The following is a 25470-nucleotide window of genomic DNA, read 5'->3' on the forward strand; positions in this document are numbered from 1 at the left end:
CTGTTGAAAATCAATGTCTTGAGCATATCCTTGTCGCGAAATCCAATTCGGATTTTGCGGGATATGCTCTAGTATCCAGACCCTAGCGCAAAAGGCGCGGAACCCCGCGCCTTTTGCCGTAAAAACAGTCCAGAACGGGAATCAGCCTTCCGGCAGATCGCGGTCGAGCGGCTCGAGCGAGCCGACGCGCCCATCGGGAAGCTCGATCGAAGCGCAGGTACCCTGCGGGACGAGCGTCCAGGCGTTGCCCTGGTAGTCGATAGAGGACGTTCCGGCGCAACTCGTGCCCGGGCCCGCTGCGCAGTCGTTCTGGCCCGCAAGCGACACGCCGTAGCATTTTTCCTTGGCGGCGGCCGATGCGCTCCCCGGAGCGGCTACAGAAGCGACTGCGGTCGCGACCGCACCGGCGACGATGGCGGCGGTAAGCGTCTTGTTGCTCATTCAGGTCTCCCGTTCATTCGGAATAGAGCGGCGTTCAAGTTTTCATCCATTTGTGCCGTAGCGGAAATAATCAGAAATTCCCTTCCGTTACCGACCGTAACAATGTGGGGAGTTGAGCTGTAAAAGAAAAATCAAAGCGATGTGACTTCCACGTCATCACGCGGCCGGCATCTGGCGGGCCGCCGCGCACGGTCATTTTGTTGCCGATTGCATGCCCGTGCGCGACCGAATGTGACAATTCGTCCTCGCGTGACGCAAGAACTATATTATATTGCGTCACGAACCGGCTTGCCCCCGTTCGGGAAATCTGGCATTGTTCGGCCTCCGAGATAGGACAGGATTGCTGTCCTATCTAGCGGCAGCGGCGCAAGGCGACAATATCGGTCATGCAGTATTCGCTCGATTGCGGATGCCGGCCGATCGGACAGGCGTCAGGGTCGCGAGGGGCCCGTCAGGCGGATTGACCGCCCATCCGGGCCCGATGGCTTCAGCCGGGCGGGGTTCACCTTTCGTGGGCACGTTCGCAAGCCGGATGCGGCGTTACGGCCGCATGAAGGAGAACGCGGCAGATACCATGCCGCGCGGCGGACGGTCCGGGAGGCAGGGCCGTTCCTACTCGACAGCGCCAGGGCCTTGTGCCGAGGTCGTCGAACGAGCCGTGTTCCCGGGGAGGAGCGCGACCCGAACGAGAGACGACGGCAGGGTTCCGGCGAGGCCTCTGGATACGGGCTCGAAAGTGAGGGCGCAATGAGCAGGATCGACACGACGACGCATGCGGGTGGATTTGACGGGCAGCGCAAGGATACGCCCGTGAAAACGCGCGGCGTTGGCGAACGAACTGCCGAGGCCGCACGTCTGGGCCTTTACAATCCGGCCAACGAGCATGATGCCTGCGGCGTCGGCTTCATCGCGCAGATGAAGGGCGTGAAGTCGCATGACATCATCTCGAATGGCCTGAAGATTCTGGAGAATCTCACCCATCGCGGCGCGGTCGGCGCCGACCCGCTGGTCGGCGACGGCGCGGGCATGCTGACGCAGATCCCGCACGATCTCTTCGTGGAAGAGGCGGCTGCCGCCGGATTTTCTCTTCCCGCGGCCGGCGAATATGGCGTCGGCTTCGTCTTCATGCCGCAGGACGATGCGCTTCGCGCCAAATGCGAGAAGATCGTCGAGCGCGTGATCGGCGAGGAGGGTGAGGAGTTCCTCGGCTGGCGTTCGGTTCCGGTCGACAATTCGTCGCTCTCCAAGGCGCCGGATATCGTGGCGACCGAGCCTGTCTCGCGCCAGGTTTTCATCGCCCGCAAGACGGCGGAAAGCGACGATACGTTCGAACGCCGGCTCTTTGTGATCCGCAAGGTCATCTCCAATGCCGTGCGCAAGGAAACGAACGCGGTCGAGAAGGGCTTCTACCTTTCTTCGATGTCGAGCCGGACGATCGTCTACAAGGGCATGTTCCTGGCTTACCAGCTCGGTGCCTACTACAAGGACCTGAAGGACGAGCGCTTCAAGTCCGCCCTTGCGCTCGTCCACCAGCGCTTTTCCACGAACACCTTCCCCTCCTGGGATCTGTCGCACCCTTACCGGATGGTCGCCCACAACGGCGAGATCAACACGCTGCGCGGCAACGTGAACTGGATGGCGGCGCGTCAGGCTTCCGTGTCCTCGCCGCTCTTCGGCGACGATATCGAGAAGCTCTGGCCGATCTCTTACGAGGGCCAGTCCGACACCGCGTGCTTCGACAACGCGCTGGAGTTCCTCGTTCAGGGCGGGTACTCGCTTGCCCATGCGGCGATGATGCTGATCCCCGAGGCCTGGGCCGGCAATCAGCTCATGGACGAGAACACCGCCTCTTTCTACGAGTATCACGCGGCGATCATGGAGCCGTGGGACGGACCGGCGGCGGTCGCCTTCACCGATGGCCGCCAGATCGGCGCGACGCTTGACCGGAACGGTCTGCGTCCCGCGCGCTATGTCGTGACGGACGACGATCTGGTCGTGATGGCGTCGGAAGTCGGCGTACTCGGCATCCCGGAGGAAAAGATCGTCAAGAAGTGGCGCCTGCAGCCGGGGCGCATGCTTCTTCTCGATCTCGAGGAAGGCCGCATCATCTCCGACGACGAGATCAAGCGCCAGCTTTCCACCGCCTATCCCTACAAGGACTGGCTGCACCGCTCGCAGATCGTGCTGGAGGAAATGCCGGCCGTGCGCCAGCGTGCGCCGGTTGCCGGCGAAAGCCTGCTCGACCGTCAGCAGGCCTTCGGCTACACGCAGGAAGACATCAAGCTCTTGATGCAGCCGATGGCGACCGTTGGACAGGAGGCCATCGGCTCCATGGGAACCGACACGCCGATCTCCGCGCTGTCGGACAAGTCGAAGCTGCTCTACACCTACTTCAAGCAGCGTTTCGCGCAGGTCACGAACCCGCCGATCGATCCGATCCGCGAGGAACTCGTGATGAGCCTCGTCTCCTTCATCGGGCCGCGTCCGAACCTGCTCGACCTTGAAGGCACCTCGACGCACAAGCGCCTGGAGGTGCGCCAGCCGATCCTCACCAACGAGGATCTGGAGAAGATCCGCGCCATCGGCGATATCGCCGACAACCAGTTCTCCGCCAAGACGCTCGACATCACCTATTCGGCGGACAAGGGTGCCGAGGGCATGGAACCGGCGGTCAAGCTCCTGTGCGAAAACGCGGAAAAGGCGGTCCGTAACGGCTACAACATCATCATCCTCTCGGACCGGCTGATCAGCCGCGGGCGGATCGCGATTCCCGCGCTCCTGGCAACGGCGGCCGTCCACAATCACCTGATCCGCAAGGGGCTTCGCACCTCCGTCGGCCTCGTGGTCGAAACGGGTGAGGCGCGCGAGGTGCATCATTTCTGCGTGCTTGCCGGCTACGGGGCGGAGGCGATCAACCCCTATCTCGCCTTCGAGACGCTGCTTGCCATGCATCAGGAGATGGAATTCCCCGAAGAGGTCGACGACGACGAGGTGGTGCGCCGCTACATCAAGTCGATCGACAAGGGCATCCTGAAGGTGATGTCCAAGATGGGCATTTCCACTTATCAGTCCTACTGCGGCGCGCAGATCTTCGATGCGGTCGGCCTTTCCGCCGCTTTCGTCGAGAAGTATTTCTTCGGCACGGACACGATGATCGAGGGCATCGGCCTCGACGCGGTCGCCGAAGAGACCGTGCTGCGCCACAACCAGGCGTTCGAGGATGTTCCGGTGCTGCGCCGCTCGCTCGAGGTCGGTGGCGAATATCTCTACCGCATCCGCGGCGAAAGCCATCTGTGGACGCCGGACAATATCGCGGCCCTTCAGCATGCCGTGCGCGGCAACCTGCCCGACACCTACCGCGAGTTCGCGCGCCAGGTGAACGAGGAGCAGGGGCGTTATTCGATCCGCGGTCATTTCCGCATCAAGGGTGCCGATGAGCTCGGCACGAAGCCGATATCGATCGACGAGGTCGAGTCGGCCGCCGATATCGTCAAGCGCTTCTCGACCGGCGCCATGTCCTTCGGCTCCATCTCGCGCGAGGCGCATTCCACGCTTGCGGTCGCGATGAACCGGATCGGCGGCAAGTCGAACACGGGCGAAGGCGGCGAGGAAGCCGAGCGCTACAAGCCGCTGCTCGATGGGTCCAGGAACCCTGAGCGTTCGGCGATCAAGCAGGTTGCGTCCGGCCGCTTCGGCGTGACGACGGACTATCTGGTCAACTCCGACATGATCCAGATCAAGGTCGCGCAAGGGGCAAAGCCCGGCGAGGGCGGTCAGCTTCCGGGCCACAAGGTGGATGCCGTCATCGCCAAGGTGCGTCACTCGACGCCGGGCGTCGGCCTCATCTCGCCGCCGCCGCATCACGACATCTATTCGATCGAGGATCTGGCGCAGCTCATCTACGACCTGAAGAACGTCAACCCTGAAGCCGATATCTCGGTCAAGCTCGTCTCCGAGGTCGGCGTGGGCACGGTCGCGGCCGGCGTCGCCAAGGCGCGCGCGGATCACATCACCATCTCCGGTTATGACGGCGGCACGGGCGCATCCCCGCTTACTTCCATCAAGCACGCCGGTTCCCCCTGGGAAATCGGCCTTGCCGAAACCCAGCAGACGCTGGTGCTGAACGGCCTGCGTTCGCGCATCGCGCTTCAGGTCGACGGCGGCTTGCGCACGGGGCGCGACGTGATCGTCGGCGCCATGCTGGGCGCGGATGAATTCGGCTTCTCCACCGCGCCGCTCATTGCCGCTGGCTGCCTGATGATGCGCAAGTGTCACCTGAACACCTGCCCCGTCGGCATCGCCACGCAGGACCCGGTGCTGCGCAAGCGCTTCAAGGGCCTGCCCGAACATGTGGTCAACTACTTCTTCTTCGTTGCCGAGGAAGTGCGCGAGATCATGGCCGCGCTTGGCATCGCAAAGCTTGACGATCTCGTCGGCCGCAGCGATTTCCTCGACAAGGAAGCTGCAATCGAGCATTGGAAGGCCAAGGGGCTCGACTTCACCCGCATCTTCTACCGGCCCGACGCGGCGCCGGAAGAAGTGCGCTGGACGGAGCGCCAGAACCATCCGATCGACGAAATTCTCGACCGCCGCCTGATTGAGGCGGCGAGCCCTGCGCTTGAGAACAAGACGCCGGTCGTGATCGAGGAGACGATTGCCAATATCGACCGCTCGGCGGGCGCCATGCTCTCCGGCGAAGTCGCCAAGCGCTACGGCGGCAAGGGGCTGAAGCCGGACACGATCGCCATCAAGCTCAAGGGCACGGCGGGCCAAAGCTTCGGCGCCTTCCTTGCGAAGGGCGTTTCGATCGACCTGCAGGGCGATGCCAACGATTACGTCGGCAAGGGTCTTGCGGGCGGGCGCATCGTCATTCGCCCGGCGGAAAACTCCAAAGCCGATCCGGATTATTCGATTATCGCCGGCAACACGATCCTTTACGGCGCGACCGAGGGCGAATGCTATATCCGCGGCATCGCGGGCGAGCGTTTCGCGGTTCGCAACTCCGGCGCCATCGCGGTTGTCGAGGGCGTGGGGGATCACGGCTGCGAATACATGACGGGCGGCGTCGCCGTTGTCCTTGGCTGGACGGGCCGCAACTTCGCGGCCGGCATGTCCGGCGGGGTGGCCTACGTGCTGGATGAGGACGGTACATTCCGCAACCGCTGCAACCTTGCGATGGTCGACATCGAGCCGGTGCCGGAAGAGGACGACCTGCTTGAGAAGCTGCATCACCACGGCGGCGATATCGAGCACAAGGGGCTCGTCGATCTCAATGCGGACATGACGCGTCACGACGACGAGCGCTTGCGCCAGCTCATCACCAATCACATCCACTACACGGACTCCGCCTGGGCGAAGCACATCCTCGAGAACTGGGAAAGCTTCCGGCCGAAGTTCGTGAAAGTGATGCCAGTGGAATACCGCAAGGCGCTTCGCGAAATGGAAGAAAAGCGCCTTGGCATGGTTGCGGCGGAATAAGGGGACTTGGATTAATGGGTAAGGTCACCGGATTTCTCGAGATCGACCGGCAGGATCAGAAGTATCAGCCGGCATCCGACCGCATCCGCCACTTTCGCGAGTTCACGCTGCCTCTGGCAGACAAGGACGTGGAGCGGCAGGCCGCGCGTTGCATGGACTGCGGCATTCCCTATTGCCACGGGCCGACGGGCTGCCCGGTCCACAACCAGATCCCGGACTGGAACGACCTCGTCTACAATGGCGACTGGAAGCTTGCATCGCGCAACCTTCATTCCACCAACAATTTCCCGGAGTTCACGGGCCGCATCTGCCCCGCGCCTTGCGAGGAAGCCTGCACGCTGAACCTTGAGGACATGCCCGTCGCCATCAAGACGGTCGAACAGGCCATCGCCGACAAGGCCTGGGCGGAAGGCTGGATCAAGCCGGAGCCCGCGCGCGAGAAGACCGGCAAGACGGTGGCGATCATCGGCTCCGGACCCGCCGGCATGGCGGCTGCCCAGCAGCTTGCCCGCGCGGGCCACACGGTGCACGTCTATGAACGTGAGCCGAAGGCCGGCGGCCTGATGCGCTACGGCATTCCCGATTTCAAGATGGAAAAGCACTATATCGACAAGCGCGTGGAACAGATGGAAGGAGAAGGGGTCACCTTCCATTACAACGCGAATGTCGGCGTCAATATTTCCATCGACGAACTGAAGGCGCGCCACGATGCCGTGCTGATCACCGCGGGTGCGGAGCGTCCGCGCGATCCGGGCGTGCCGGGCAAGGAGGTCGAGGGCTGCCACTGGGCGATGCCTTTCCTCGTCCAGCAGAACCGCCGCGTCGGCGGAGAGGATGTCTCGCGCGAGGCGCCGCTGTGGGCCGGCGGCAAGCATGTGGTGGTGATCGGCGGCGGCGACACGGCGTCGGATTGCATCGGCACTTCTTTCCGCCAGGGCGCGCTTTCCGTCACCCAGCTCGACATCCGGCCGATCCCGCCGCTGAAGGAAGACAAGCTCAACATCTGGCCCTATTGGCCGACGAAGTTCCGCACGTCCTCGTCCCAGGCCGAAGGGGCCGAGCGAGAGTTTTCCGCCGCGACGCTGGAGATCGTCAGCGAGGACGGGCACGTCACCGGCGTGAAATGCGCCCGCGTCGACGAAAAGCGCGTACCGATCGAGGGTACGGAGTTCATCCTGCGCGCCGATCTGGTGCTTCTGGCGATCGGCTTTTCCGGGCCGGAACTGACGACCTACATGAAGGAGATGGGCGAGGATCTGAAGCAGGATCAGCGCACCAACATCCTCGCCAACACCGAGGACTACAAGACCTCGATCGACAAGGTCTTCGCGGCGGGCGACGTGCGCCGCGGCCAGTCGCTCGTCGTCTGGGCGATCCGCGAAGGCCGTCAGGCCGCGCGCTCCATCGATATTTTCCTGACCGGCAGTTCCAATCTGCCGCGCTGAGCAAGGTTCAGTCCAAAAGAAAAGCCGGGGCGATGTTGCCCCGGCTTTTTTTCAGGCGAACTTTTCGTTGCCCTGCGCGCTCACGTCCCGATCCGCGCGAGGCCTTCGCGGGCTAGCTCGTTTCCCGAATCTATGGAAATGGCGCGGTTGTAGTTGCGCCGCGCGTCGTTCGTCTTGCCGAGCGCCTCGAACGCCACGCCCCTGTTCGCCCATGCGATCGCCGAGCGCTTGTCCCGGTTGACGGCGTCCGACAGGTCGGAAAGTGCTGCGTTCGGATCGTTGACGGCGAGATAGGAAATGCCGCGTGCGGTATAGGGTTCGGCCGCGTTGGGGTCGAGGCCGATGGCGGTCGCGAAATCCTCGATCGCCTGCTCGTGGCGGCCTTGCGCCTGATAGATAAGCCCGCGCGCGTGATAGGCGCGCGCATCGCCCGAATCCGCGCGGATCGCGGCGTCGAAATCGGCAAGCGCCTGCGGATACTGATGCAGCTGGCTGTAGGTGTTGCCGCGCCCGACGAGCGCGACCTGGTAATCCGGCTTGATTCGAAGCGCGCGGGTGTAGTCCTGGATTGCGCCCTGCAGGTCGCCGCTGCGGCGCAGCACCAGCGCCCGGTTTGCATAGGCCTGGTAGGAATAGGGGTCGATATCGAGCGCCTTGTTGAAATCCTCGATGGCTTCCTTGTAGCGTCCGGCCCGTCCGTAGGCGACGCCGCGGGTGTTATAGGCACCGGCATCGTTCGGGCTGGATTCGATCACCGCCGTCAGCGAGGAAATGTTCGCGGCCGATCCCGCCGAGCGGTCGACGTTCGCGCCATTGCCGAAATTGCCCGTCTGGCAGGCGCCCAGAAGCAGGGCCAGCGAAAGGGCGAAAGCGGTCTTCTTGCCAAATGCGGGCGTCCGGAGGTGGGCGGTCATTCAGGCGGCTCCAGGCGTCGGAAAGTCTTCGGAAAATGCAAATTATGAAAGAGGCCGGCCATACGCAAACGGACCAGCCGGCATGCCGGTCGGTCCGCCTGTGATCTCATGTGGGGGAATGGCCTCGGTCCGCTCGTCCGAGCGGACGAAGCGTCAGCGGCGGGCCTTGCCGGCCAGAAGACCTTCGCGCTGGGCGCGCTTGCGGGCAAGCTTCCTGGCGCGGCGGATGGCCTCGGCCTTTTCGCGCGCCTTCTTTTCCGAAGGCTTCTCGTAGTGACCGCGAAGCTTCATTTCGCGGAAGATGCCCTCTCGCTGCATCTTCTTCTTGAGCGCCTTCAGCGCCTGATCGACGTTGTTGTCGCGAACCAGAACCTGCACGCGTTTTATCCCATCCTCGTGGCATTGGGCGTCCTCGCCCGAATGCGCATGAACCACCGGTTTGTCATTCGTCAGAAGCGGATGTCAGGCGAATGCCTGAAAGCTGCCTTCAACCGCCTGACGTTTCGGTCAGGTGCCGGTGTCCGGCGACAACGAGCCGACCGCCGCTTTCACGTCGCTCGATGAGGCAGGCTTAGTAGCAGACCACCCCCATCTTGTCTACTGCGAAGCTTCATTTTTCGGCTTGAATCCGGGCGAATTTTCACGCTTGCGAACGATCAGCGGCATGGTTGCCACAGTTTCGCGCTGGTCGGCCCTGAATTTCCGCGGGCGGCCTTGCCGGCGGTCATCGTGAACGAATCATCCGGTGCGGTTCGTGACGGTGCGCGAACGGCGTTTCGCAGGTGCGTCTCTACGTCTTGCATTTGCCTTCCGAGTAGTTTTCCGCAGCTTTCAGCCGGAACGCAACAGGCATGAACCGCACTTCGGAGGGATGGAACGCGCCTGTCTCCAAAGCCTTCGAAATGGCGATGTTCGTCCAGGTCGAGGAGCCATACGGGTTGATCTTCACGCCGCCAAGGACAACCACCGGCTCGTCTTCTCCGAATGGTATCGTGTCCAGCTGCCTGACCGCCTGCAGGAAAGCTTCGCGGATGGTTCGCGCGCATGGGTAGTCCACGAGTCTTTTCGAAAGGCCGGCGATGTCTTTCTGAACGGCCAGTCGCAGCGGATTTTCCTTGAATTCGGGGAGTTCGTGCCGCTCCGGATGCGCCTGAAAATCCTTTACGGTCGCCGCGAAGGTCGGAGCGTCCGGGTTGGTCGCAAGTGGCCGCTCTACCACCAAGGGTATAGGGCCGCCGAAGCCGATCCATATGCCAAGGACGAACGAAACGATAACGAGAACACGAAACATGTCTTTCAACCATTGCGTTGGATTCAATTTATGCGCGCAATCGGGTGGGACGCTAACGGGCGAATGTAACGAAACCGCCAAGAAAACCGGTTCTCAAATCCTTGGGGAATTTGCTTGAATTTTAGACGATACAGCTTTTCTCGCGGCGAGCTGCCGGCCGCCGCGGTCCTTCAATCCGAATATGTCGGCGGGACGTTGGAAAGACGTCTGCTTGACCGGATCGACGCCGCTCCCTGGCGTGCGGATCTGAAACGCCGTGTGCAGCACTATGGCTACCGTTACGACTACAAGGCGCGGCGGGTGACGCGGGAAAGCTTCCTCGGCCCCCTGCCGGGCTGGCTCATGCCTCTTTGCGAAAGGCTTGCGAACGATGGCCATTTCGCGAAACCGCCCGATCAGGTGATCGTGAACGAATATCTGCCGGGGCAGGGCATCGCGCCGCATGTCGATTGCGAACCATGCTTTGGTGACACCATCGCTTCGCTGAGCCTGTGCTCCGGCTGTGTGATGGACTTCACGAACGTCGAGGCGGGCGAAAGGTTCTCGCATTATCTCGAACCGCGCAGTCTTCTGGTGCTATCCGGCGAGGCGCGCTACCGCTGGCGGCACGGCATCGCCGCGCGCAAATCCGACCCCGGCCCGAATGGACGGATCGCGCGCGGGCGACGCATTTCCCTGACGTTCCGTACGATCCTGCTGAAATGACCGTCGTTTTGCATCCCGGTCCTTCGCTGTCCGTGCCGGCCTGAATTTATTTTTGTGCCGGCCCCTTCAACGGGTCTTATAGAAGGCGGCCCGTGTCCCCATATGCCGCCGGTTCGGGTTTCGTGCGGTGAAGAAATGACCGACTTTCTGTTTCTGTTGCTTGGTTTCGCGCTGCTCGTGGCAGGCGGAGAACTGCTTGTACGCGGCGCGGCGGGCACGGCCGAACGGCTCGGCATGTCGCCTTTGCTAATCGGCCTGACGCTGGTCGGTTTCGGCACGTCCATGCCCGAACTGGTGACGAGCGTGCAGGCATCGCTTTCCGGTTCTCCCGGCATCGCGGTGGGTAACATCGTCGGCTCCAATATCGCCAACATCCTGCTGATCCTGGGCATCTCCACGATGATCATGCCGCTTGCGGTCAGGCAGAAGGCACTGGTTCGCGATGGCGGCCTTGTGCTGGTGACCGCGGCGCTCTTTGCAGTGCTCGGGTTTTTCCTCCCGCTCGACAGGTTCGTGGGCGTGGTATTCCTCGCCTGTCTTGCGGGCTATCTCCATTACGCCTATTCGCAGGAAAAGGCGGACGCTCCAAAAGGTCACACGGCGGCGTTCGAGAAGGTCGAGGCGCACGACGAAGTGCTCGCGGGTCAAGCTGGTTCGCCGCCATCAGCAGCCCGCCCGGCTCAAGGCGGCGCCATGGCGCTCGTCCTGCCGCTTGCGCTTGCGGTTGCCGGTCTTGCGGTGGTCGTGGCCGGCGGGAAGATTCTCGTCGATGCCGCAAGTTCCATCGCGCGCAGCGCCGGAATTTCCGAAACCCTGATCGGCCTGACGATCGTCGCGGTGGGAACGTCATTGCCCGAACTGGTCACATCCGTAGTGGCGGCCCTGCGCCGCCATGGCGACGTGGCACTTGGTAACGTGCTCGGCTCCAACATCTACAATATCCTCGGCATCGGCGGCGTTACCGCGCTGATCGCACCGACCACGATTCCCGCCGAAATCGCACATTTCGACAATCTGGTGATGGTTGGCGTCTCGGTGCTCCTGCTGGCCGTGGCTTTTACCGGTCGTCGCATCTCGCGCGGCGAAGGTGCGCTGCTGCTGGCTGTATACGCGCTTTACCTCTTCGCCATCTGGCCGGCCTGATGCTTGTTCGCTCTTTCGAACATTCATCAAAGTGATCGGTTCCATCGACAGCTTTGTCTGGACCTTGGCATTGAGCAAGGCTATCAATCTGCCTTTCGACCATTCGTTTCGGTCCGGGCCGGTTTCGCCCGTCCAGCATTTTCGGAGGATCAGAGATGGCGCGGCCGGGCGCGATACGCTCGGGTGGGGGGATATCGTCGCTCTGGAAAAGCGATATCTGGCCCACGCTTGCGCTTGGCAGCCCGATCGCGGGTGCCCAGCTTGCGCAAATGGCGATCAACACCACGGACGTCGTCATGGTCGGCTGGCTGGGAGCGGAACCGCTGGCCGCCATGGTGCTCGCCTTCAATCTCTACATCGTCATCTGGCTTTTCGGCATGGGCGTGCTGCAGGCCGTCATTCCCCTTGGCGCCAAGGCGCGTGGCGAAAGGAACCCGCGCGAACTGCGCCGCGCCGTGCGCATGGGTCTTTGGGTGGTGGCGTTTTACTCCGTCCCCGCGCTGTTCGTTCTCTGGCATACGCAGGCCATCCTGCTTGCCCTTGGTCAGGAAGCGGAGGTCGCGCGTCTGGCGGGCCTCTACATGCAAGTGCTGATGTTCGCCCTGCCGCCCTCGCTCGCAACCATGGCGATCCGCAATTTCATCACGGTGATGGAAAAGGCCCAGGTTGTCCTGTGGGCGACCGTCTCCGCCGCGCTCGTGAATGCCCTGTTCGACTATGTGCTGATCTTCGGCCACTTCGGCGCTCCGAAACTGGGTATCGTCGGCGCGGGCGTCGCCTCGGTGGCAACCGCTCTCTCCACCACCGTCCTGCTCGTCGTCTATTGCCTGCGCGAGCGCAAGCTTCGCCGCTACGCGATCTTCGGGCGCATCTGGCGCACCGACTGGCCGTATTTTTTCGAGATCCTGAAGCTGGGCTGGCCGATAGGCCTCACCATCCTGTTCGAGGTAGGGCTCTTTGCGGGCAGCACGATACCCATGGGCTGGCTCGGCACGGTTCCGCTCGCAGCCCACGGCATCGCGCTGCAGATCGCCTCGATCACCTTCATGGTTCCCCTCGGCATCGGCCAGGCGGGCATGATCCGCGTCGGTCTTGCAGCCGGGCACAAGGATACCGCCGCCGTCGGCCGCGCGGGCTGGAGCGCGACGGCAGTAGCGCTCGCCTTCATGGGTTTGATGGCGGTCGTGATGTGGACGTTCCCGCACGAGCTTGTCTCGCTCTTTCTGGATGGCGCCAAGGCGCAGTCGGGAGAGGTCATCGCCATCGGCGCGTCGTTCCTCGCCGTCGCGGCGCTCTTCCAGCTGTTCGACGCCGCGCAGGTGGTTGGCAGCAGTGTTCTGCGCGGGCTGTCCGACACCCGCGTGCCGATGGTCATCGCAGCAGCCGGCTATTGGGGCGTGGGTGGCGGGCTTGCCTTTTTGCTCGCCTTTCCGCTCGGCCTTGACGGCCTGGGCATCTGGTGGGGGCTGGCCATGGGGCTTGCCTTCGTCGCCGTCGCCGCGCTCTACCGCTTCCACCGGAGGGATCGATACGGTCTTGTCGCAGGTGCGGCCCCTGTCACGGCTTTATCGGGCGCAGCCGGTTGACGTGGCCCATCTTGCGGCCCGCCCTCGTTTCCGCCTTGCCGTAAAGGTGCAATCGCGCGCCGGGGTCGCTCAGGATATCGTGCCATGCGTCCGCGTCATGGCCGATCAGGTTTTCCATCGTCACGTCGAAGTGCCGTTCGGCGGTGCCGAGCGGCCAGCCGGCGACGGCGCGCACATGCTGCTCGAACTGGGAAACGAGGCAGGCATCCTCCGTCCAGTGGCCGGAGTTGTGCACCCGCGGCGCGATCTCGTTGACGATGATGCGTTCCTCCTCGCCTGAGCGCACGAGGAACATCTCCACCCCCATCACGCCGACATAGCCGAGGGCGTCCGCGATCCTTTCCGCGATCTCGCGGGCCTGTGCCGCCGTAGCGCTGCGGATATCGGCCGGCACGGTCGAGGTCTTGAGGATGTGGTTTTCGTGAACGTTTTCGGCGACGTCATAGGCGCGCGCCGTCCCGTCGAGGCCTCTCGCCACGATCACGGATATTTCGCGCTCGAAGGTGACGAGCGCCTCCAGGATCGTTGGCACATGGCCAAGCCTTGAGAAGGCGTCCTGCGCATCCTCCCTCGCGCGGATCATGATCTGGCCCTTGCCGTCGTAGCCGAAGCGCCGCGTTTTCACCACGCCGCGCCCGCCGAAGCGCGTCAGCGCGTCGTCCAGTTCGTTCTGGGAATCGATGCTTTCGAAATCGGCGACCGGAATGCCGGCATCGCGCAGGAAGGTCTTTTCGCTCAGCCTGTCCTGGGAGACGGAAAGCGCGCGCGGTCCGGGCCGCACGGGCCGGAGCGAGGCCAGGATATCCGCCGTCTCGCCGGGCACATTCTCGAACTCGTATGTGACGGCATCGACCTTTCCGGCGAAATCCCGCAAGGCCTTTTCGTCGTCATAGGCGGCCACGGTTTTTTCCGCTGAAACGTCGAAGGCGGGGCTCGCCTCGTCGGGGCAGAAGACATGGCATTTGAGGCCCAGTCTGCCGGCGGCAAGCGCGATCATGCGGCCAAGCTGGCCCCCGCCCAGGATGCCGATCGTATCGCCCGGCGAAAGCTTCGCGTCGGTCATGGAGTTCATGCCTCGTCCACCGGCTTTTCCGCCACGCTTTCGCTCTGCCTCGCGCGCCAGGACTCCAGCCTTTTTCCAAGATCCCCGTCCTGAAGCGCCAGCACCGCGGCGGCCAGAAGGGCCGCGTTCGCCGCTCCCGCCTTGCCGATGGCAAGCGTGCCGACGGGAATGCCCGCCGGCATCTGGACGATGGAAAGCAGGCTGTCCTCGCCTTTCAGCGTGCGCGATTCCACCGGCACGCCGAAGACGGGAAGCGGCGTCATCGCCGCCGTCATTCCCGGCAGGTGGGCCGCGCCGCCGGCGCCGGCGATGATGACCTTGAAGCCTTCGCCTTTTGCGGATTTCGCGAAGCCGTAAAGCCTTTCGGGGGTGCGATGGGCGGAGACGATGCGCGCGTCATAGGGAATTTCCAGCGCGTCCAGAATGTCGGCGGCGTGCTTCATCGTCGCCCAGTCCGACTGGCTTCCCATGATGATCGCCACCGGCGGCGGTATTTTCGTCATTCATCCCCCGAGGTCGTGTCGGTTCCGCGAAGGCCGCGGATTATAGGGACGGGGCGCCCTTGCGCAAGGGAAGATACCGGGTTGTCCGAAAGGCGATCGAATTGATGCGTCAGGCGATGATGTCGGGGAAAAGCTGGTCTTCCAGGGTGGCGATACGGTCCTTGAGGTAAAGCTTCTTCTTCTTCAGGCGTTGCAGCTGCAGGGCGTCGCAGCGTCCGGTGTCCGCCATTACGCCGATCGCCATGTCCAGATCCCTGTGTTCCTGTCGCAATTTCGCAAGTTCGATGCGTAGAGCCTTTTCACTGTCCGTGTCGTTCATCGACTCACTCCGGCAATCCCCGCCCGGCCATATTTTCGTCCATCATACTTCGCACGATAAGTCAGTGGTAGTGGGCAGCCTGCGAGATGGGCGAGCGTGCGTCCAAGGTCGTCGATTGTCGAAATTCCGTTCGTGCTCCGACACCGGGAATACCAGACCCGCATCCGGTCGAACGACGGGTGTTTCGGGCAAGAACGCGAAAAGCGCGCCGGTTCTACGCAGAGTGGAAAACTTGTGGAGAACCCGCGCTCTTGAATTTCGTCAAGGCGGGTAAAGGGTTGCCGGCTACGCTGCAGGATCTGTCGAAAACGTGTCCATCAAACATTCGACAGCAAAGGGAGTTCTATGCCAGAATTTCCAGGTCAACGACCACACGCCAAGGAGGTCATCCATGTCACTGGATTCTCATCTGAGTGAGCTTGAGAGGCGTCACAAGGATCTGGAGCGCAAGCTCGAAGAGCTTATGCTGCACCCATCTGTAGATTCCCTCGAGCTGCACGATCTGAAGCGGCAGAAACTGGTCGTAAAGGATGAGATTGAGCGATTGAGGTCGTCGAGTACATTGCACTGACCTTCGACAGGTTGGTGCGTCCCCGTGAAAAGAGCCGCGGCGTCCTCGTCGCGGCTTTTTCTTTGGCCTCAAACTTCCTTCGCCATCTCGCGCAGCTGGAACTTCTGCACCTTGCCGGTGGAGGTTTTCGGCAGTTCCGTCAGCACCACGTGTCTGGGCGCCTTAAAGCGGGCCATGCGTTCGCGGCAGAAATCGATCAGCTCTTCCGGCGTGACATTTGATCCCGGCTTCACCTCAACGAAGGCGCAGGGCGTTTCGCCCCATTTCTCGTCGGGCTTGGCGACGACGGCGGCCGCCTGCACCGCCGGGTGCTTGAAGAGCACGTCCTCCACCTCGATGGAGGAAATGTTCTCGCCGCCCGAGATGATCACGTCCTTGGAGCGGTCCTTGAGCTGGATGTAGCCGTCCGGATGCAGCACGCCAAGGTCGCCGGAGTGGAACCAGCCGCCGGCGAAGGCTTCCTCGCTCGCCTCGCGGTTCTTCAGGTAGCCCTTCATCACCACGTTGCCCTTGAACATGACCTCGCCCATGGTCGCGCCGTCGGCGGGCACGCGCGTCATCGTCTGCGGGTCCATGACGGTCAGGTCTTCAAGCGCGATATAGCGCACGCCCTGGCGCGCCTTCTTCGTCGCGCGCTGGTCGGAGGGAAGCTCGCTCCACTCGCTCTTCCAGTCGTTGACGACGGCGGGGCCGTAGGTTTCCGTGAGGCCGTAGAGATGCGTCACGTTAAAGCCCGCGTCGTTCATGGCGGCCAGCACGGATTCCGGCGGCGGTGCGGCGGCGGTGAAGAATTCGACGATCCGGCCCTTGAGGTCGCGCTGGTCGGCCTCGGGCGCGTTCAGGATCGTCGACATGACGATCGGCGCACCGCAAAGGTGGGTCACGCCTTCATCCGCCAGCGCATCCCAGATCGGCTTCTGCCTCACCCAGCGCAGGCACACATGCGTTCCCGCCACCACCGAGATCGACCAGGGGAAGCACCAGCCGTTGCAATGGAACATCGGCAATGTCCACAGATAGACCGGGTGCTTGCCCATGGAGGCGGTGACGACGTTCGCCTGCGCCAGCAGATAGGCGCCCCGGTGGTGGTAGACGACGCCCTTCGGGTTGCCCGTCGTGCCGGATGTGTAGTTCAGAGAAATCGCGTCCCATTCGTCGCCGGGCAGGGACCATTCGAAATCGGGATCGCCCTCGGCGACGAGGTCTTCATATTCCATCGAGCCGAGCTTCTCGCCGTCCTGGCGAAACTCCGGGTCGTCGTAGTCGACGATCGCGGGCTTCACCTTGGCAAGCGAAAGCGCCTCCTTCATCACGGGCGCGAATTCCCGGTCGGTGATGATGAACTTCGTTTCCGCATGGTCGAGTTGGAAGGCGATGATCGCCGCATCGAGGCGGGTATTGAGCGAATGCAGCACGGCGCCCGTCATCGGCACGCCGTAGTGGGCTTCCAGCATCGGCGGCGTGTTGGAAAGCATCACGGAGACCGTGTCGTTCTTTCCGATCCCGCGTTTCGAAAGGGCGGAGGCGAGCTGGCGCGAGCGCGCGTAGAATTCGCCGTAGCTGCGCCGCTGGTTGCCGTGGACGATCGCCGTCTGGTCGGGAAACACGGCGGCGGAGCGGGCAAGAAAGCTCAGCGGCGAAAGGGGCGCGTAGTTCGCCGGATTCTTGTCGAGATCGCGCGTATAGGCGCTGGCGCCTTCGGTGCCGGTCATCGTTGAGTCCTCCCAAACATCGTTACCGTCATGAAAGCGCCAAACGCTCCTAGTGTGGTGAATTTGAAACACGCCTCACTATAGCAGCATCCTCCAGAGCGTATTTCAAATCCGAAAACCACACTAGAAACATATATTTGCTAGTCACCCTTTTTAATCTGAAGTTCGTTCAGAGCATGCCGGGCATTGAGACGAACTTCAGATTCGGGTGACCAGGATCAATATCTTTTTGCACTGCACAATAATCAGGCCAAAAACGCGCCGAGCCCGTCCCAGATGAGCTTGAAGGAGATCGCCAGCACCATGGCGTAGGTGATGCGGTAAAAGGTTTCCGCCTTCACGTAATGGACGAGCCATACGCCGAAGAGCGTGGCAACCGGCGCGACCGGCAGGAGCACGGCGGAAGTGGCAAGGTTCGTGGCGTCGAACTGGCCGAGCAGGAAATAGGGCACCAGCTTGATCGCGTTGACGGTCGAGAAAAAGATGATCGCCGTGCCCGCGAAAAGCACAGGGTTGAGCCGCAGCGGCAGCATGTACATCTGGAAGGGCGGGCCGCCGGTGTGGCTGACGAAGCTTGTGAAGCCCGCGACCATGCCCCAGAAGCGCCCGCGCCAGGGCTTGTGCGGGCGCGCCTCGCCCCGGTTCGCGCGTCCAAGGTAGTAATTCAGCGAAAACAGCAGCGCCACGAGACCCACGATCAGCCGCACATGCGCTTCCGTCACGAAGGCGGCAGTGAAATAGCCGATGGCGATGCCGACGACCGCGCCGGGAAGCAGGATCTTCAGGCTCGTCTTGTCGCATTTGCCGCGATAGGCGATCAGGCCGACGATATCCATGCAGACGAGGATCGGCAGCATGATGCCGGCGGCCTGCACCGGCGAAATCACGAGGCTCATCATCGGCACGCCAAGCAGCGCGATCGATCCGCCGAAGCCGCCTTTCGACATGCCGACGAGGAATACGGCCGGTACGGCCAGCACATAGAAGATCGGGTCGGCGATGGGGGTCATGCGCGGTGGCGGGCCTCTCGGAAAGTCGAGCCACTTTTCCCGGTTATTTTGGCCGAAGCAATCCTCAGATCGGATATAAAAAACCGCTAGTTATTTTTTTGCCTGCGCCCCATAACAAGAGTGCTTATTGTACCAAGCGCTCCTGTCGTCAGGAAAGCGCCTGCTAATATTTCGTGATCGTATAATCCTGTGATTACAGCGGCGATTATCAGAGCCACGAGCGCGATTAAGCCATACAGACGCCCAGATTTCGAATCTTGAATGCTGGCTTCTAGCGAGAACTTATCGAGCGTTTGCTGATGGTTGAGTTCTCTTTCCGCCATGCTCAGCATTCTATCAAACGAGCCCTCTAAAATGCTCTCGTAGTGTTCTGCGTGAGAGGGATGCGGTACCGGACCAGAAAAACTCTGCTCTTTCTTGAGTGCTATAACTCTCTCGGCATATTCGGCTGAATTCTCTTCGTCTGAAATCGCCCGTTGAGGCTGCGAATTTTGTAAAGTTACATCCCCTAGCGCATTGTTTTTATGATTTGATTTTGTCTCTTTTGGGTGTTCTTGATTCATATGAAATTTCTTTTGTTTCTACTTTATTCATCGCGTCTCTAACGCTACGCCAAGAAGATTCTACAGTTGCATAATCTCGATAATTATAATCATAAGTTGCAGGCGCAAACAACCAAATTGGTGCGCTCAGCCCTTTTACAAGTCCTCTTCGGAATGCTGCAGACCGGAGTTTCATAATTCACCTCGTGAGCCGGATGTTTCCATCATATCTGGCTTATTCCATATTTATCCTATTTACGGTTGTGTCTGCAACCAGGCCTGGCTGTTCGATGTCAAACGTGATCGCGCCACCTCTGCAATTATTAGTGGAATAGGTTGCTGGCGGGTATAACTTTTCACTCTCGCCGCAAATCACCTTTCACCCGTGAAAAAGCCGCGCGAGTTGCCTCGCGCAGCTATTCGGTGCAGCCGTCATGATAACTGTCAGGGCGTCAGATCCATCGCCCGGACAACCTTGACGTAAGGAATACCGGCATCGTCGTTGAGCTTTTTGACGGCAGCGTCCGAATCCGCTTCGAACAGGCACATGCAGCGCCCGTCGTCGGGTGCGAAGGTGGAGCGGATATAGCGCACGTTCCTGCCGTCCGCCGTCATCTTCTTTCCCGTTTCGATCGCCGCCTTCTGCGCGGCGGCAAGATCCTCCATCGCGATGCCCTTGAGTTCGCGTTCCACCATGTAGACGGTCATGTCTCTCTCCCGTGCTCGTACTCAATGACGGTTATTGAAGCGCGTTCCTGCCGTCACTTGAACGACCGATATTTGATCGTTCGATAACCTTGGGGAATGATAGATGCGGCCATAATGGCCGGGCATGTTGGAGGAGGGGTGTCGGCGATGGAAATGGCGCAGATCAGATACGTGCTCGCCGCCGCAAGGCATCTCAACTTCACGCGTGCGGCGGGCGATTGCAATGTCTCGCAGCCCGCGCTCACCAAGGCGGTGAAGTCTTTGGAGGTGGAACTGGGCGCGCCGCTCTTTCACCGGGAGGGCAAGCGTATCTCGATAAGCGAGTTCGGCCGCTCCATGCTGCCGCATTTGCAGAAGATCGCCGAGGAGGCGGAAACGACGCGCGCGCTTGCCGACAGTTACCGCCTTCTCGATCAGGTTCCCGTTCGCCTCGGTGTTTTATCCACCATCGGGCCGGTGCGCCTGTCGCGGTTCCTGTCGCAGTTTCAGGGCAATTTTCCGGGCGTCGAGGTTGCGGTCACCGAGGGAAGCGTCGCCGATCTGGAGGCAAAGCTCGATGACGGCCTGCTCGATGCGGCGGTCATGAACCCGCTCGAGGGTCTGCGCGCGGGCTATAACGGCCACCGTCTTTACAGCGAGCGTTACGTTGTCGTCTTCCCGCCCGATCACCGCCTCGGCAGCCTGAATGCCGTGACCTTGAAGGACCTTTCCGGCGAGCCTTACGTCGACCGCCTGTCATGCGAGATGCGGGAGATGGTGATGGAAACCTGCGCCGGGCTGGGTGTCGAGCTTTACGCCCGCTTCAGGTCGGAGCGGGAGGACTGGGTGCAGTCCATGGTGCTGGCGCGCATCGGTTTCGCCTTCATGCCGGAATATTCGGTCACGATCCCCGAATTGCAGCAGCGCCCGTTGATCGAGCCGGTCGTGGAACGGGATATAACGCTCGTCACCGTGCCGGGCCGCCCGTTTCCGCCGGCCGTCGCCGCCTTCGTTCGGGCGGCGCGCGCATTTCAGTGGCCAGGATGAAACCTCACCCGGGCAACCCCGCGCGGATGCGTTCCGCCGTGCGCTGCAGGTCGCGGCCATGTCCCACATCCCGGAATGACGAATAGTCGCGATACTGCGGGCAGATGCCGGCATCGCGGGATGTCTCGGCGTCCAGTGCCGTCTTGCAGGTTGCCTCGGAACTGCCGCGCGAAGGCATGAATTGCGCAAAGCGCAGCCGCTTCAGGCTGCCGATCAGATAGTCCATCAGCCCGGCCGGTGCGGGCCGCGTGGCATGAGCATCGTAGTGAGCCATGATCGTCTCCATCGTTGGTGACAATCTAGGGGCTCGTCATATTTGGGATAATATCGTAAAATCGGAAAACACAATCCCGAATTCAGGGATAATCATGAACCAGCATCTTTCCATGTCCGTTTTCGTGGCGGTCGCAAGGGCGGGCAGTTTCGCGGAAGCCGCGCGCTCGCTCGGCATGTCGACCACCGCCGTCAGCCGTCATGTCGCCGAACTTGAGGCGAAGCTCGGCGTCACCCTCCTGCGCCGCTCCACGCGCCATATCAGCATGACGGAGGCGGGCGAGGCTTATCTGCCCCGCGCCGCTTCCATCCTGGAGGCGATAGACACGCTCAACGTCGAAACGAGTGCGGCGGGCAATCAGGCGCGCGGGCGCCTGCGCATCACCGCGCCCCCCGGCGTCGGAGGCGACTGGATAGCGCCGCTCGCCATCGACTTTGTGGAGGCCAACCCGCATATCGATCTGGAACTCGATCTGTCCGAGAGGCTGGTCAACCTCGTCGCCGAAGGCTTCGACGCGGCGATCCGTTCCGGAGAGCTGGTCGATTCCTCGATGATCGCCCATCATATCGTCGACATCAGCTTCGTGGCGGTCGCAAGTCCGGACTATCTCGCCCGCAAGGGCGTGCCGCAACGTCCGGAGGATTTGATCGCTCACGACTGCATGCACTGGCTGGACCCCTTCCGGCCCAACGAATGGATATTTACCTGTGACGGCGAATGGGTGACGGTGCCGATCCGCCCGCGACTTGGCGTGACGAACCTTGCCACGCACCGGGAAGCGGCCCTGCGCGGGCTTGGCATAACGCTTCTTCCCGATATCAGCCTGGTTGAGGATTTTGAGCAAGGCCGCCTCGTCCGCGTCCTGCCTGATTGCGAAAGCCAGCCAAGCATCTTGAGCCTGGTGCGCCCGAACACGCCGTTCGAGCCGCCGAAGCTTCGCGTCTTCATCGATTTCATCACAAAAGCGCTGAGGGATCGGGCGAAAGCGGCCTGATTTCCTTGGCGAATTTGTTCATGACGCGGCGTTCATCCAAGTGTCAAGCAACTGGCCTAATCAGGTTAACCGCGAAACCTGAAAGGAGCGCGCATCATGGATAAATCGGAAATTCAGGACCTGTCGTGGGACGAGTGGGACGAGTTGCAAGATCCGCGTCCGGAAGAAACCGGGTTTGACCGTGTTGTCGAGGCCGCGATGTCGCGGCGCGGTTTCATGGGCGGCGTTCTGGCATTCGGTTCCGGGGCGGCCGTCATGGGCTCGGGCACGCTCGCGACACTGATGTCGGGCACCTCGGCGCACGCGCAGGCCGAAAGCCGCTTCGCCTTCCACCCGATCCCGATCGCGACCGACTTCACGGTCCATGTGCCTGAGGGTTACAGCTGGCGCCCGCTTGCCAAATGGGGTCAACCGCTCTTTTCCGACGCTTCCGAGCTTGACCACGAGACCGGCGGCAGCGTGAAGGATTCCGACCGTGTCTTCGGCGAAAATACCGACGGGATGGAGCTTTTCGCGATCGGCGGCCATCAGGTCATCGCCGTCAACCACGAATATGCGAACCCAAAGGTCAACCTGCCGAAGAACGAAGACGGCATCCCGGCAAGCGCCGACGATGTTCTCAAGCTTCAGAACCTGCAAGGCGTCGCGGTCATGGAAGTGGCCGAGGGCGAAGGCGGCTGGGAGATCGTGGTCGACAGCCCGTTCAACCGGCGCATCACGCACAATACGCCAATGCGCATTTCCGGCCCCGCCGCCGGCCATGACCTGCTGAAGACTCAGGCCGATCCTTCGGGCACGCAATCTCTCGGCACGTTCAACAATTGCGGAGCTGGCAAGACGCCGTGGGGCACCTATCTCACGTGTGAGGAAAACTTCAACGGCTACTTCGGTTCAACGGATGCGAATTTCGAGCGTCCGGCGGAGTTCAAGCGCTACGGCATCGGGCTTGAAGGCCGCTATGCCTATGAGAAGTTCGACCCGCGTTTCGACATCTCGAAGAACCCGAATGAGCCGAATCGCGCGGGCTACGTTGTCGAGATCGACCCGTCCGACCCGGCCTCCACCCCCGTCAAGCGGACGGCCCTTGGCCGTTTCAAGCATGAAAACGCCGCCTGTGCGCTTGCACCGGATGGGCGCGTGGTCGTCTACCTCGGTGACGACGAGCGCGGCGAATATCTCTATAAATATGTCTCCAACGGCTTTTACACGCCGGGCGGCGACACCTCGACGCTGCTTGACGACGGCAAGCTCTACGTCGCGTATTTCCTCGACAACGGCTCGGGCCGGTGGGTTGAGCTGACGCCGGAATCCACAGGCGGTCTGGGCGAGGCGGAAATCCTCATCCATACGCGTCTTGCCGCCTCTGCTGCCGGCGGCACCACCATGGACCGTCCGGAATGGGTGGCGGTCAATCCGGTCTCCGTCGAAGGGTACTGCGCGCTCACCAACAACAAGAACCGTGGCGTGAAGGCGAATGCCGGCGGCGACGAGACGCCCGTCGGCGGGCCGAACCCGCGTGCCGAAAACCACTACGGCCAGATCGTGCGCTGGCGCCCGGCGAATGAGGATCACGCGGACACCGCCTTCACGTGGGATCTTTACGTGATGGCCGGCAACCCGGCGGTGCATGACGATGCCTATGCCGGTTCGTCCAACATCAACGAAGGCAATCTCTTCAATTCGCCGGACGGGATGATGTTCGACACCACGGGCCTTCTTTGGATCCAGACGGATGGCAATGACGACAACGAGGGCGATTTCGCCGGCCACGGCAACAACCAGATGCTGGCGGGCGATCCGGTGACGGGCCGTATCGAGCGGTTCCTGACCGGGCCGAACGGTTCGGAAGTCACCGGCATCACCTGGTCGGCCGACAAGCGGACGATGTTCGTCGGCATCCAGCACCCGAAGGCGCCTTTCCCGGATGGCGAGGGCAAGCTTCCCCGCTCCACGGTGATCGCCATCAAGCGTGACGACAACGCGCCGATTGGCTGAACTTTCGAACGCCTGAAAAGAACGAACGGCGCGCCAGCCCCCGGCGCGCCGTTTTTCGTTCCATGTGTCGCGGCTTCGTTCCTTTTGTCAGTTCACCGCCTCGATCTCGCTCGGTCGCCAGCTCTTGTCGAAGAAGCTCTGAAGCGGGCTGTAGAGCCTGAGCAGGATGAACCAGCCCTTGTCGGGGTCGGTCTGGATCCAGTTGCCGCGCGACACGCCTTCCGGCTGCTCGGGGCCGAAGTAGACGGTCGTGGACCCGTCGTCGGCGGTTTCGGCGGCGGGCGAGGGGTAGCTCTGGCTGCCGGCGCGCGGATACTTCTGCGCGGTCGCCAGCATCGAGCGGGTCTGGTTGTCGTATAGGGTGAACGACCAGAATGCCGCCGCCGGAATATCCTTCGGCAAGGTCACCTTGTAGGTCTTGGCTCCGTCGAAATAGTTGCCGTTCGCATCCTTCATGGCCCCCAGATACTGCGAGCCCACGTTGGTCAGCCTCATGACCATCGCCGGGGTAATGCCGGTTGCGATGTAGAAGAATGCGGTCCGCGCGCTCATCTGGCGATAGCCGGTCGGGGGAAAGGGCTTGGCGCCTTCGCGCGTGATTTCGGGTGGAGGGGTCTCGAAAAGGTAGCCGCCCGCGAAAAGCGGGTTCCACCAGTGAGAGCTCTCGTAATAGTACACATCCGCATCGCGCGGGTCGAAACCGAGCGTGCGGCTCGTCGCATTCGCCAGTGCTATCGCTTCGGTCAGGATTTTTTTCATCCGCTCGTCCGGCGCGAAGTCCTTTCCCTTCCTGATGCCGATGGCGGCGATCGGCCCCATCAGTTCGGGATCGAGCGCGGTCGCCGGTTCGGCCTGCACAAGGTCGTTCAGCATCTCGTAATAGCTGTAGTCGCTCGGCGGGACGGTGTTGATCGCAAGCCCTGTGCCCTCGTGGAAGACCGGAGCCTTGGGCTCGGCGTCCCGTCCCAGCATGACGCCCCCTTCCAGGAACCTTGCGATGGACATGCCCACCCCACCGGGAGCGTAAGGATAGATCTTGGTCGTCGCCTTGATCTGCTCGACCACCGGTGCCGGATCGTCGTTTTCCAGAAAGGATCGGCCCAGCACCAGCACCCGGTTCGTTCTGGAATGGGCGACGTTGAATTCGCCTTGCGGCAGGTAGCCGTCATAGCCGGGCCCGACGAGCAGATATTTGCCGCCTTCGCCGCGGTCCGGCCCCGGCCGGCCGAAATCCGTCACCCAGCGGAACCACATGTCGTCGATCGTGCCGAGGGCGCCTGGAGGCGTCTCCAGCACCATCGGCCCGTCCGACAGGTTGATGAAGCCGAAATAGTAGACGGTATCCGCATTGGCGGTCAGGAAGATGGAACTTGCATCCATAAGCTTCGAAAAGAGAACGAGCTCGTTGTCCTTGACGTTGGCTGTCGCGAGCCCCTGGCGGATCGCCTCGACGCTCACCCCCTGAAACGCATCGGTGAAAGCGCGAAAGGCATAGGTAAAGTCGAGGTTGTCGTAAATCGCGGCCGCGGTATCGGCGCTCGGTGTTCCGTCCTTGAAGTTGAGCGTTCCAATCCGGGTTTCGACGCTGTCGGGAGTGGAAATCGAGCGCAGCGTTTCCTCGGAGACTTGAGCCGAGGCGATGGGAGCGGCCGCAAGCGCAAACGCGGCGGCAAAGGCAATAGACGATATACGCATTGTCGTCGGACTCCATCTATTGAGGAAATGGAAGCGAGGCGGGCAGGTCGCGCCC

Annotated in this window: 22 protein-coding genes; 9 read left to right on the forward strand and 13 right to left on the reverse strand. The window is 62.0% G+C overall.

Translation table 11 applies throughout. The features are described from left to right. Positions 1-141 precede the first annotated feature (141 nt). Positions 142-441, reverse strand: coding sequence for a BufA1 family periplasmic bufferin-type metallophore (locus tag GR183_RS10530; protein ID WP_160775527.1), 300 nt, complete (start codon positions 439-441; stop codon positions 142-144). 747 nt (positions 442-1188) lie between these two features. On the opposite strand from GR183_RS10530, the gene gltB reads away from it, so the two are divergent. Together gltB and GR183_RS10540 are read left to right on the forward strand one after the other, a co-directional pair. Next, complete coding sequence (gene gltB / locus GR183_RS10535) at positions 1189-5919, forward strand: glutamate synthase large subunit (RefSeq protein ID WP_160775528.1); 4731 nt, start codon at positions 1189-1191, stop codon at positions 5917-5919. Between the two features lie 14 nt (positions 5920-5933). Then, the gene (locus GR183_RS10540; protein WP_160775529.1) at positions 5934-7364 is read left to right on the forward strand and encodes a glutamate synthase subunit beta; all 1431 of its coding nucleotides are present in this window, start codon (positions 5934-5936) and stop codon (positions 7362-7364) included. Between the two features lie 80 nt (positions 7365-7444). On the opposite strand, the gene GR183_RS10545 is transcribed toward GR183_RS10540, so the two are convergent. The 3 genes from GR183_RS10545 to GR183_RS10555 form a co-directional block, all read right to left on the reverse strand. Beyond that, positions 7445-8278, reverse strand: a complete 834-nt coding sequence (locus GR183_RS10545; RefSeq protein WP_160775530.1) for a tetratricopeptide repeat protein — start codon at positions 8276-8278, stop codon at positions 7445-7447. Positions 8279-8431: 153 nt separating this feature from the next. Then, entirely contained in the window at positions 8432-8656 is a 225-nt protein-coding gene (rpsU, locus tag GR183_RS10550; RefSeq protein WP_160775531.1) for a 30S ribosomal protein S21, read from the reverse strand. Positions 8657-9068: 412 nt separating this feature from the next. Beyond that, entirely contained in the window at positions 9069-9569 is a 501-nt protein-coding gene (locus GR183_RS10555) for a hypothetical protein (RefSeq protein ID WP_160775532.1), read from the reverse strand. A 195-nt stretch (positions 9570-9764) separates the two neighbouring features. Here GR183_RS10555 and GR183_RS10560 point away from each other — a divergent pair, with 195 nt between their 5' ends. The 3 genes from GR183_RS10560 (at position 9765) to GR183_RS10570 (ending at position 13003) form a co-directional block, all read left to right on the forward strand. After that, positions 9765-10274: an alpha-ketoglutarate-dependent dioxygenase AlkB gene (locus tag GR183_RS10560; RefSeq protein WP_244313666.1), complete on the forward strand. Its 510-nt coding sequence runs from the start codon at positions 9765-9767 to the stop codon at positions 10272-10274. 135 nt (positions 10275-10409) lie between these two features. Then, entirely contained in the window at positions 10410-11417 is a 1008-nt protein-coding gene (locus tag GR183_RS10565; RefSeq protein ID WP_160775533.1) for a calcium/sodium antiporter, read from the forward strand. Between the two features lie 155 nt (positions 11418-11572). Further along, a complete protein-coding gene (locus GR183_RS10570) occupies positions 11573-13003 on the forward strand; it encodes an MATE family efflux transporter (protein WP_160775534.1) in 1431 nt (476 codons plus the stop codon). On the opposite strand, the gene GR183_RS10575 is transcribed toward GR183_RS10570, so the two are convergent. From GR183_RS10575 to GR183_RS10585, 3 genes are all read right to left on the reverse strand, one after another. After that, positions 12975-14066 (reverse strand): 5-(carboxyamino)imidazole ribonucleotide synthase, encoded by a 1092-nt coding sequence (locus GR183_RS10575; protein ID WP_202395978.1) that lies wholly within the window; start codon positions 14064-14066, stop codon positions 12975-12977. The two genes, GR183_RS10570 and GR183_RS10575, sit on opposite strands and share 29 nt — an antisense overlap. 5 nt (positions 14067-14071) lie before the next feature. Next, positions 14072-14569 (reverse strand): 5-(carboxyamino)imidazole ribonucleotide mutase, encoded by a 498-nt coding sequence (gene purE, locus GR183_RS10580; RefSeq protein ID WP_160775536.1) that lies wholly within the window; start codon positions 14567-14569, stop codon positions 14072-14074. Between the two features lie 109 nt (positions 14570-14678). Further along, positions 14679-14888: a YdcH family protein gene (locus tag GR183_RS10585; protein ID WP_160775537.1), complete on the reverse strand. Its 210-nt coding sequence runs from the start codon at positions 14886-14888 to the stop codon at positions 14679-14681. Between the two features lie 463 nt (positions 14889-15351). Here GR183_RS10585 and GR183_RS22350 point away from each other — a divergent pair, with 463 nt between their 5' ends. Further along, a complete protein-coding gene (locus GR183_RS22350; protein ID WP_376765763.1) occupies positions 15352-15459 on the forward strand; it encodes a YdcH family protein in 108 nt (35 codons plus the stop codon). Positions 15460-15527: 68 nt separating this feature from the next. Here GR183_RS22350 and GR183_RS10595 read toward each other — a convergent pair whose 3' ends face one another. From GR183_RS10595 to GR183_RS10610, 4 genes are all read right to left on the reverse strand, one after another. Continuing rightward, entirely contained in the window at positions 15528-17171 is a 1644-nt protein-coding gene (locus tag GR183_RS10595; RefSeq protein WP_160775539.1) for an acyl-CoA synthetase, read from the reverse strand. 245 nt (positions 17172-17416) lie between these two features. Beyond that, the gene (locus GR183_RS10600) at positions 17417-18181 is read right to left on the reverse strand and encodes a sulfite exporter TauE/SafE family protein (protein WP_160775540.1); all 765 of its coding nucleotides are present in this window, start codon (positions 18179-18181) and stop codon (positions 17417-17419) included. A gap of 86 nt (positions 18182-18267) precedes the next feature. After that, complete coding sequence (locus GR183_RS10605; protein WP_160775541.1) at positions 18268-18744, reverse strand: DUF2335 domain-containing protein; 477 nt, start codon at positions 18742-18744, stop codon at positions 18268-18270. Positions 18745-19167: 423 nt separating this feature from the next. Further along, positions 19168-19431 (reverse strand): DUF4242 domain-containing protein, encoded by a 264-nt coding sequence (locus GR183_RS10610; protein WP_160775542.1) that lies wholly within the window; start codon positions 19429-19431, stop codon positions 19168-19170. A gap of 153 nt (positions 19432-19584) precedes the next feature. Here GR183_RS10610 and GR183_RS10615 point away from each other — a divergent pair, with 153 nt between their 5' ends. After that, complete coding sequence (locus GR183_RS10615) at positions 19585-20457, forward strand: LysR family transcriptional regulator (RefSeq protein WP_160775543.1); 873 nt, start codon at positions 19585-19587, stop codon at positions 20455-20457. 4 nt (positions 20458-20461) lie between these two features. On the opposite strand, the gene GR183_RS10620 is transcribed toward GR183_RS10615, so the two are convergent. Further along, positions 20462-20731, reverse strand: a complete 270-nt coding sequence (locus GR183_RS10620) for a hypothetical protein (protein WP_160775544.1) — start codon at positions 20729-20731, stop codon at positions 20462-20464. Between the two features lie 94 nt (positions 20732-20825). On the opposite strand from GR183_RS10620, the gene GR183_RS10625 reads away from it, so the two are divergent. Next, a complete protein-coding gene (locus GR183_RS10625) occupies positions 20826-21725 on the forward strand; it encodes a LysR family transcriptional regulator (protein WP_160775545.1) in 900 nt (299 codons plus the stop codon). Between the two features lie 96 nt (positions 21726-21821). Beyond that, positions 21822-23720 (forward strand): PhoX family protein, encoded by a 1899-nt coding sequence (locus GR183_RS10630; protein ID WP_160775546.1) that lies wholly within the window; start codon positions 21822-21824, stop codon positions 23718-23720. Positions 23721-23807: 87 nt separating this feature from the next. Here GR183_RS10630 and GR183_RS10635 read toward each other — a convergent pair whose 3' ends face one another. After that, the gene (locus GR183_RS10635; RefSeq protein WP_160775547.1) at positions 23808-25415 is read right to left on the reverse strand and encodes a DUF1254 domain-containing protein; all 1608 of its coding nucleotides are present in this window, start codon (positions 25413-25415) and stop codon (positions 23808-23810) included. Between the last annotated feature and the right edge of the window lie 55 nt (positions 25416-25470).

The sequence above is a fragment of the Stappia sediminis genome, from assembly GCF_009826895.1.
Classification (GTDB): domain Bacteria; phylum Pseudomonadota; class Alphaproteobacteria; order Rhizobiales; family Stappiaceae; genus Hongsoonwoonella; species Hongsoonwoonella sediminis.

Coding starts and splice junctions, on each gene's coding strand:
- GR183_RS10530 (WP_160775527.1), bottom strand. CDS start 441: ATGAGCAACAAGACGCTTACCGCCGCCATCGTCGCCGGTGCGGTCGCG.
- gltB (WP_160775528.1), top strand. CDS start 1,189: ATGAGCAGGATCGACACGACGACGCATGCGGGTGGATTTGACGGGCAG.
- GR183_RS10540 (WP_160775529.1), top strand. CDS start 5,934: ATGGGTAAGGTCACCGGATTTCTCGAGATCGACCGGCAGGATCAGAAG.
- GR183_RS10545 (WP_160775530.1), bottom strand. CDS start 8,278: ATGACCGCCCACCTCCGGACGCCCGCATTTGGCAAGAAGACCGCTTTC.
- GR183_RS10555 (WP_160775532.1), bottom strand. CDS start 9,569: ATGTTTCGTGTTCTCGTTATCGTTTCGTTCGTCCTTGGCATATGGATC.
- GR183_RS10565 (WP_160775533.1), top strand. CDS start 10,410: ATGACCGACTTTCTGTTTCTGTTGCTTGGTTTCGCGCTGCTCGTGGCA.
- GR183_RS10570 (WP_160775534.1), top strand. CDS start 11,573: ATGGCGCGGCCGGGCGCGATACGCTCGGGTGGGGGGATATCGTCGCTC.
- GR183_RS10575 (WP_202395978.1), bottom strand. CDS start 14,066: ATGACCGACGCGAAGCTTTCGCCGGGCGATACGATCGGCATCCTGGGC.
- purE (WP_160775536.1), bottom strand. CDS start 14,569: ATGACGAAAATACCGCCGCCGGTGGCGATCATCATGGGAAGCCAGTCG.
- GR183_RS10585 (WP_160775537.1), bottom strand. CDS start 14,888: ATGAACGACACGGACAGTGAAAAGGCTCTACGCATCGAACTTGCGAAA.
- GR183_RS22350 (WP_376765763.1), top strand. CDS start 15,352: ATGCTGCACCCATCTGTAGATTCCCTCGAGCTGCACGATCTGAAGCGG.
- GR183_RS10595 (WP_160775539.1), bottom strand. CDS start 17,171: ATGACCGGCACCGAAGGCGCCAGCGCCTATACGCGCGATCTCGACAAG.
- GR183_RS10600 (WP_160775540.1), bottom strand. CDS start 18,181: ATGACCCCCATCGCCGACCCGATCTTCTATGTGCTGGCCGTACCGGCC.
- GR183_RS10605 (WP_160775541.1), bottom strand. CDS start 18,744: ATGAATCAAGAACACCCAAAAGAGACAAAATCAAATCATAAAAACAAT.
- GR183_RS10610 (WP_160775542.1), bottom strand. CDS start 19,431: ATGACCGTCTACATGGTGGAACGCGAACTCAAGGGCATCGCGATGGAG.
- GR183_RS10615 (WP_160775543.1), top strand. CDS start 19,585: ATGGCGCAGATCAGATACGTGCTCGCCGCCGCAAGGCATCTCAACTTC.
- GR183_RS10620 (WP_160775544.1), bottom strand. CDS start 20,731: ATGGCTCACTACGATGCTCATGCCACGCGGCCCGCACCGGCCGGGCTG.
- GR183_RS10625 (WP_160775545.1), top strand. CDS start 20,826: ATGAACCAGCATCTTTCCATGTCCGTTTTCGTGGCGGTCGCAAGGGCG.
- GR183_RS10630 (WP_160775546.1), top strand. CDS start 21,822: ATGGATAAATCGGAAATTCAGGACCTGTCGTGGGACGAGTGGGACGAG.
- GR183_RS10635 (WP_160775547.1), bottom strand. CDS start 25,415: ATGCGTATATCGTCTATTGCCTTTGCCGCCGCGTTTGCGCTTGCGGCC.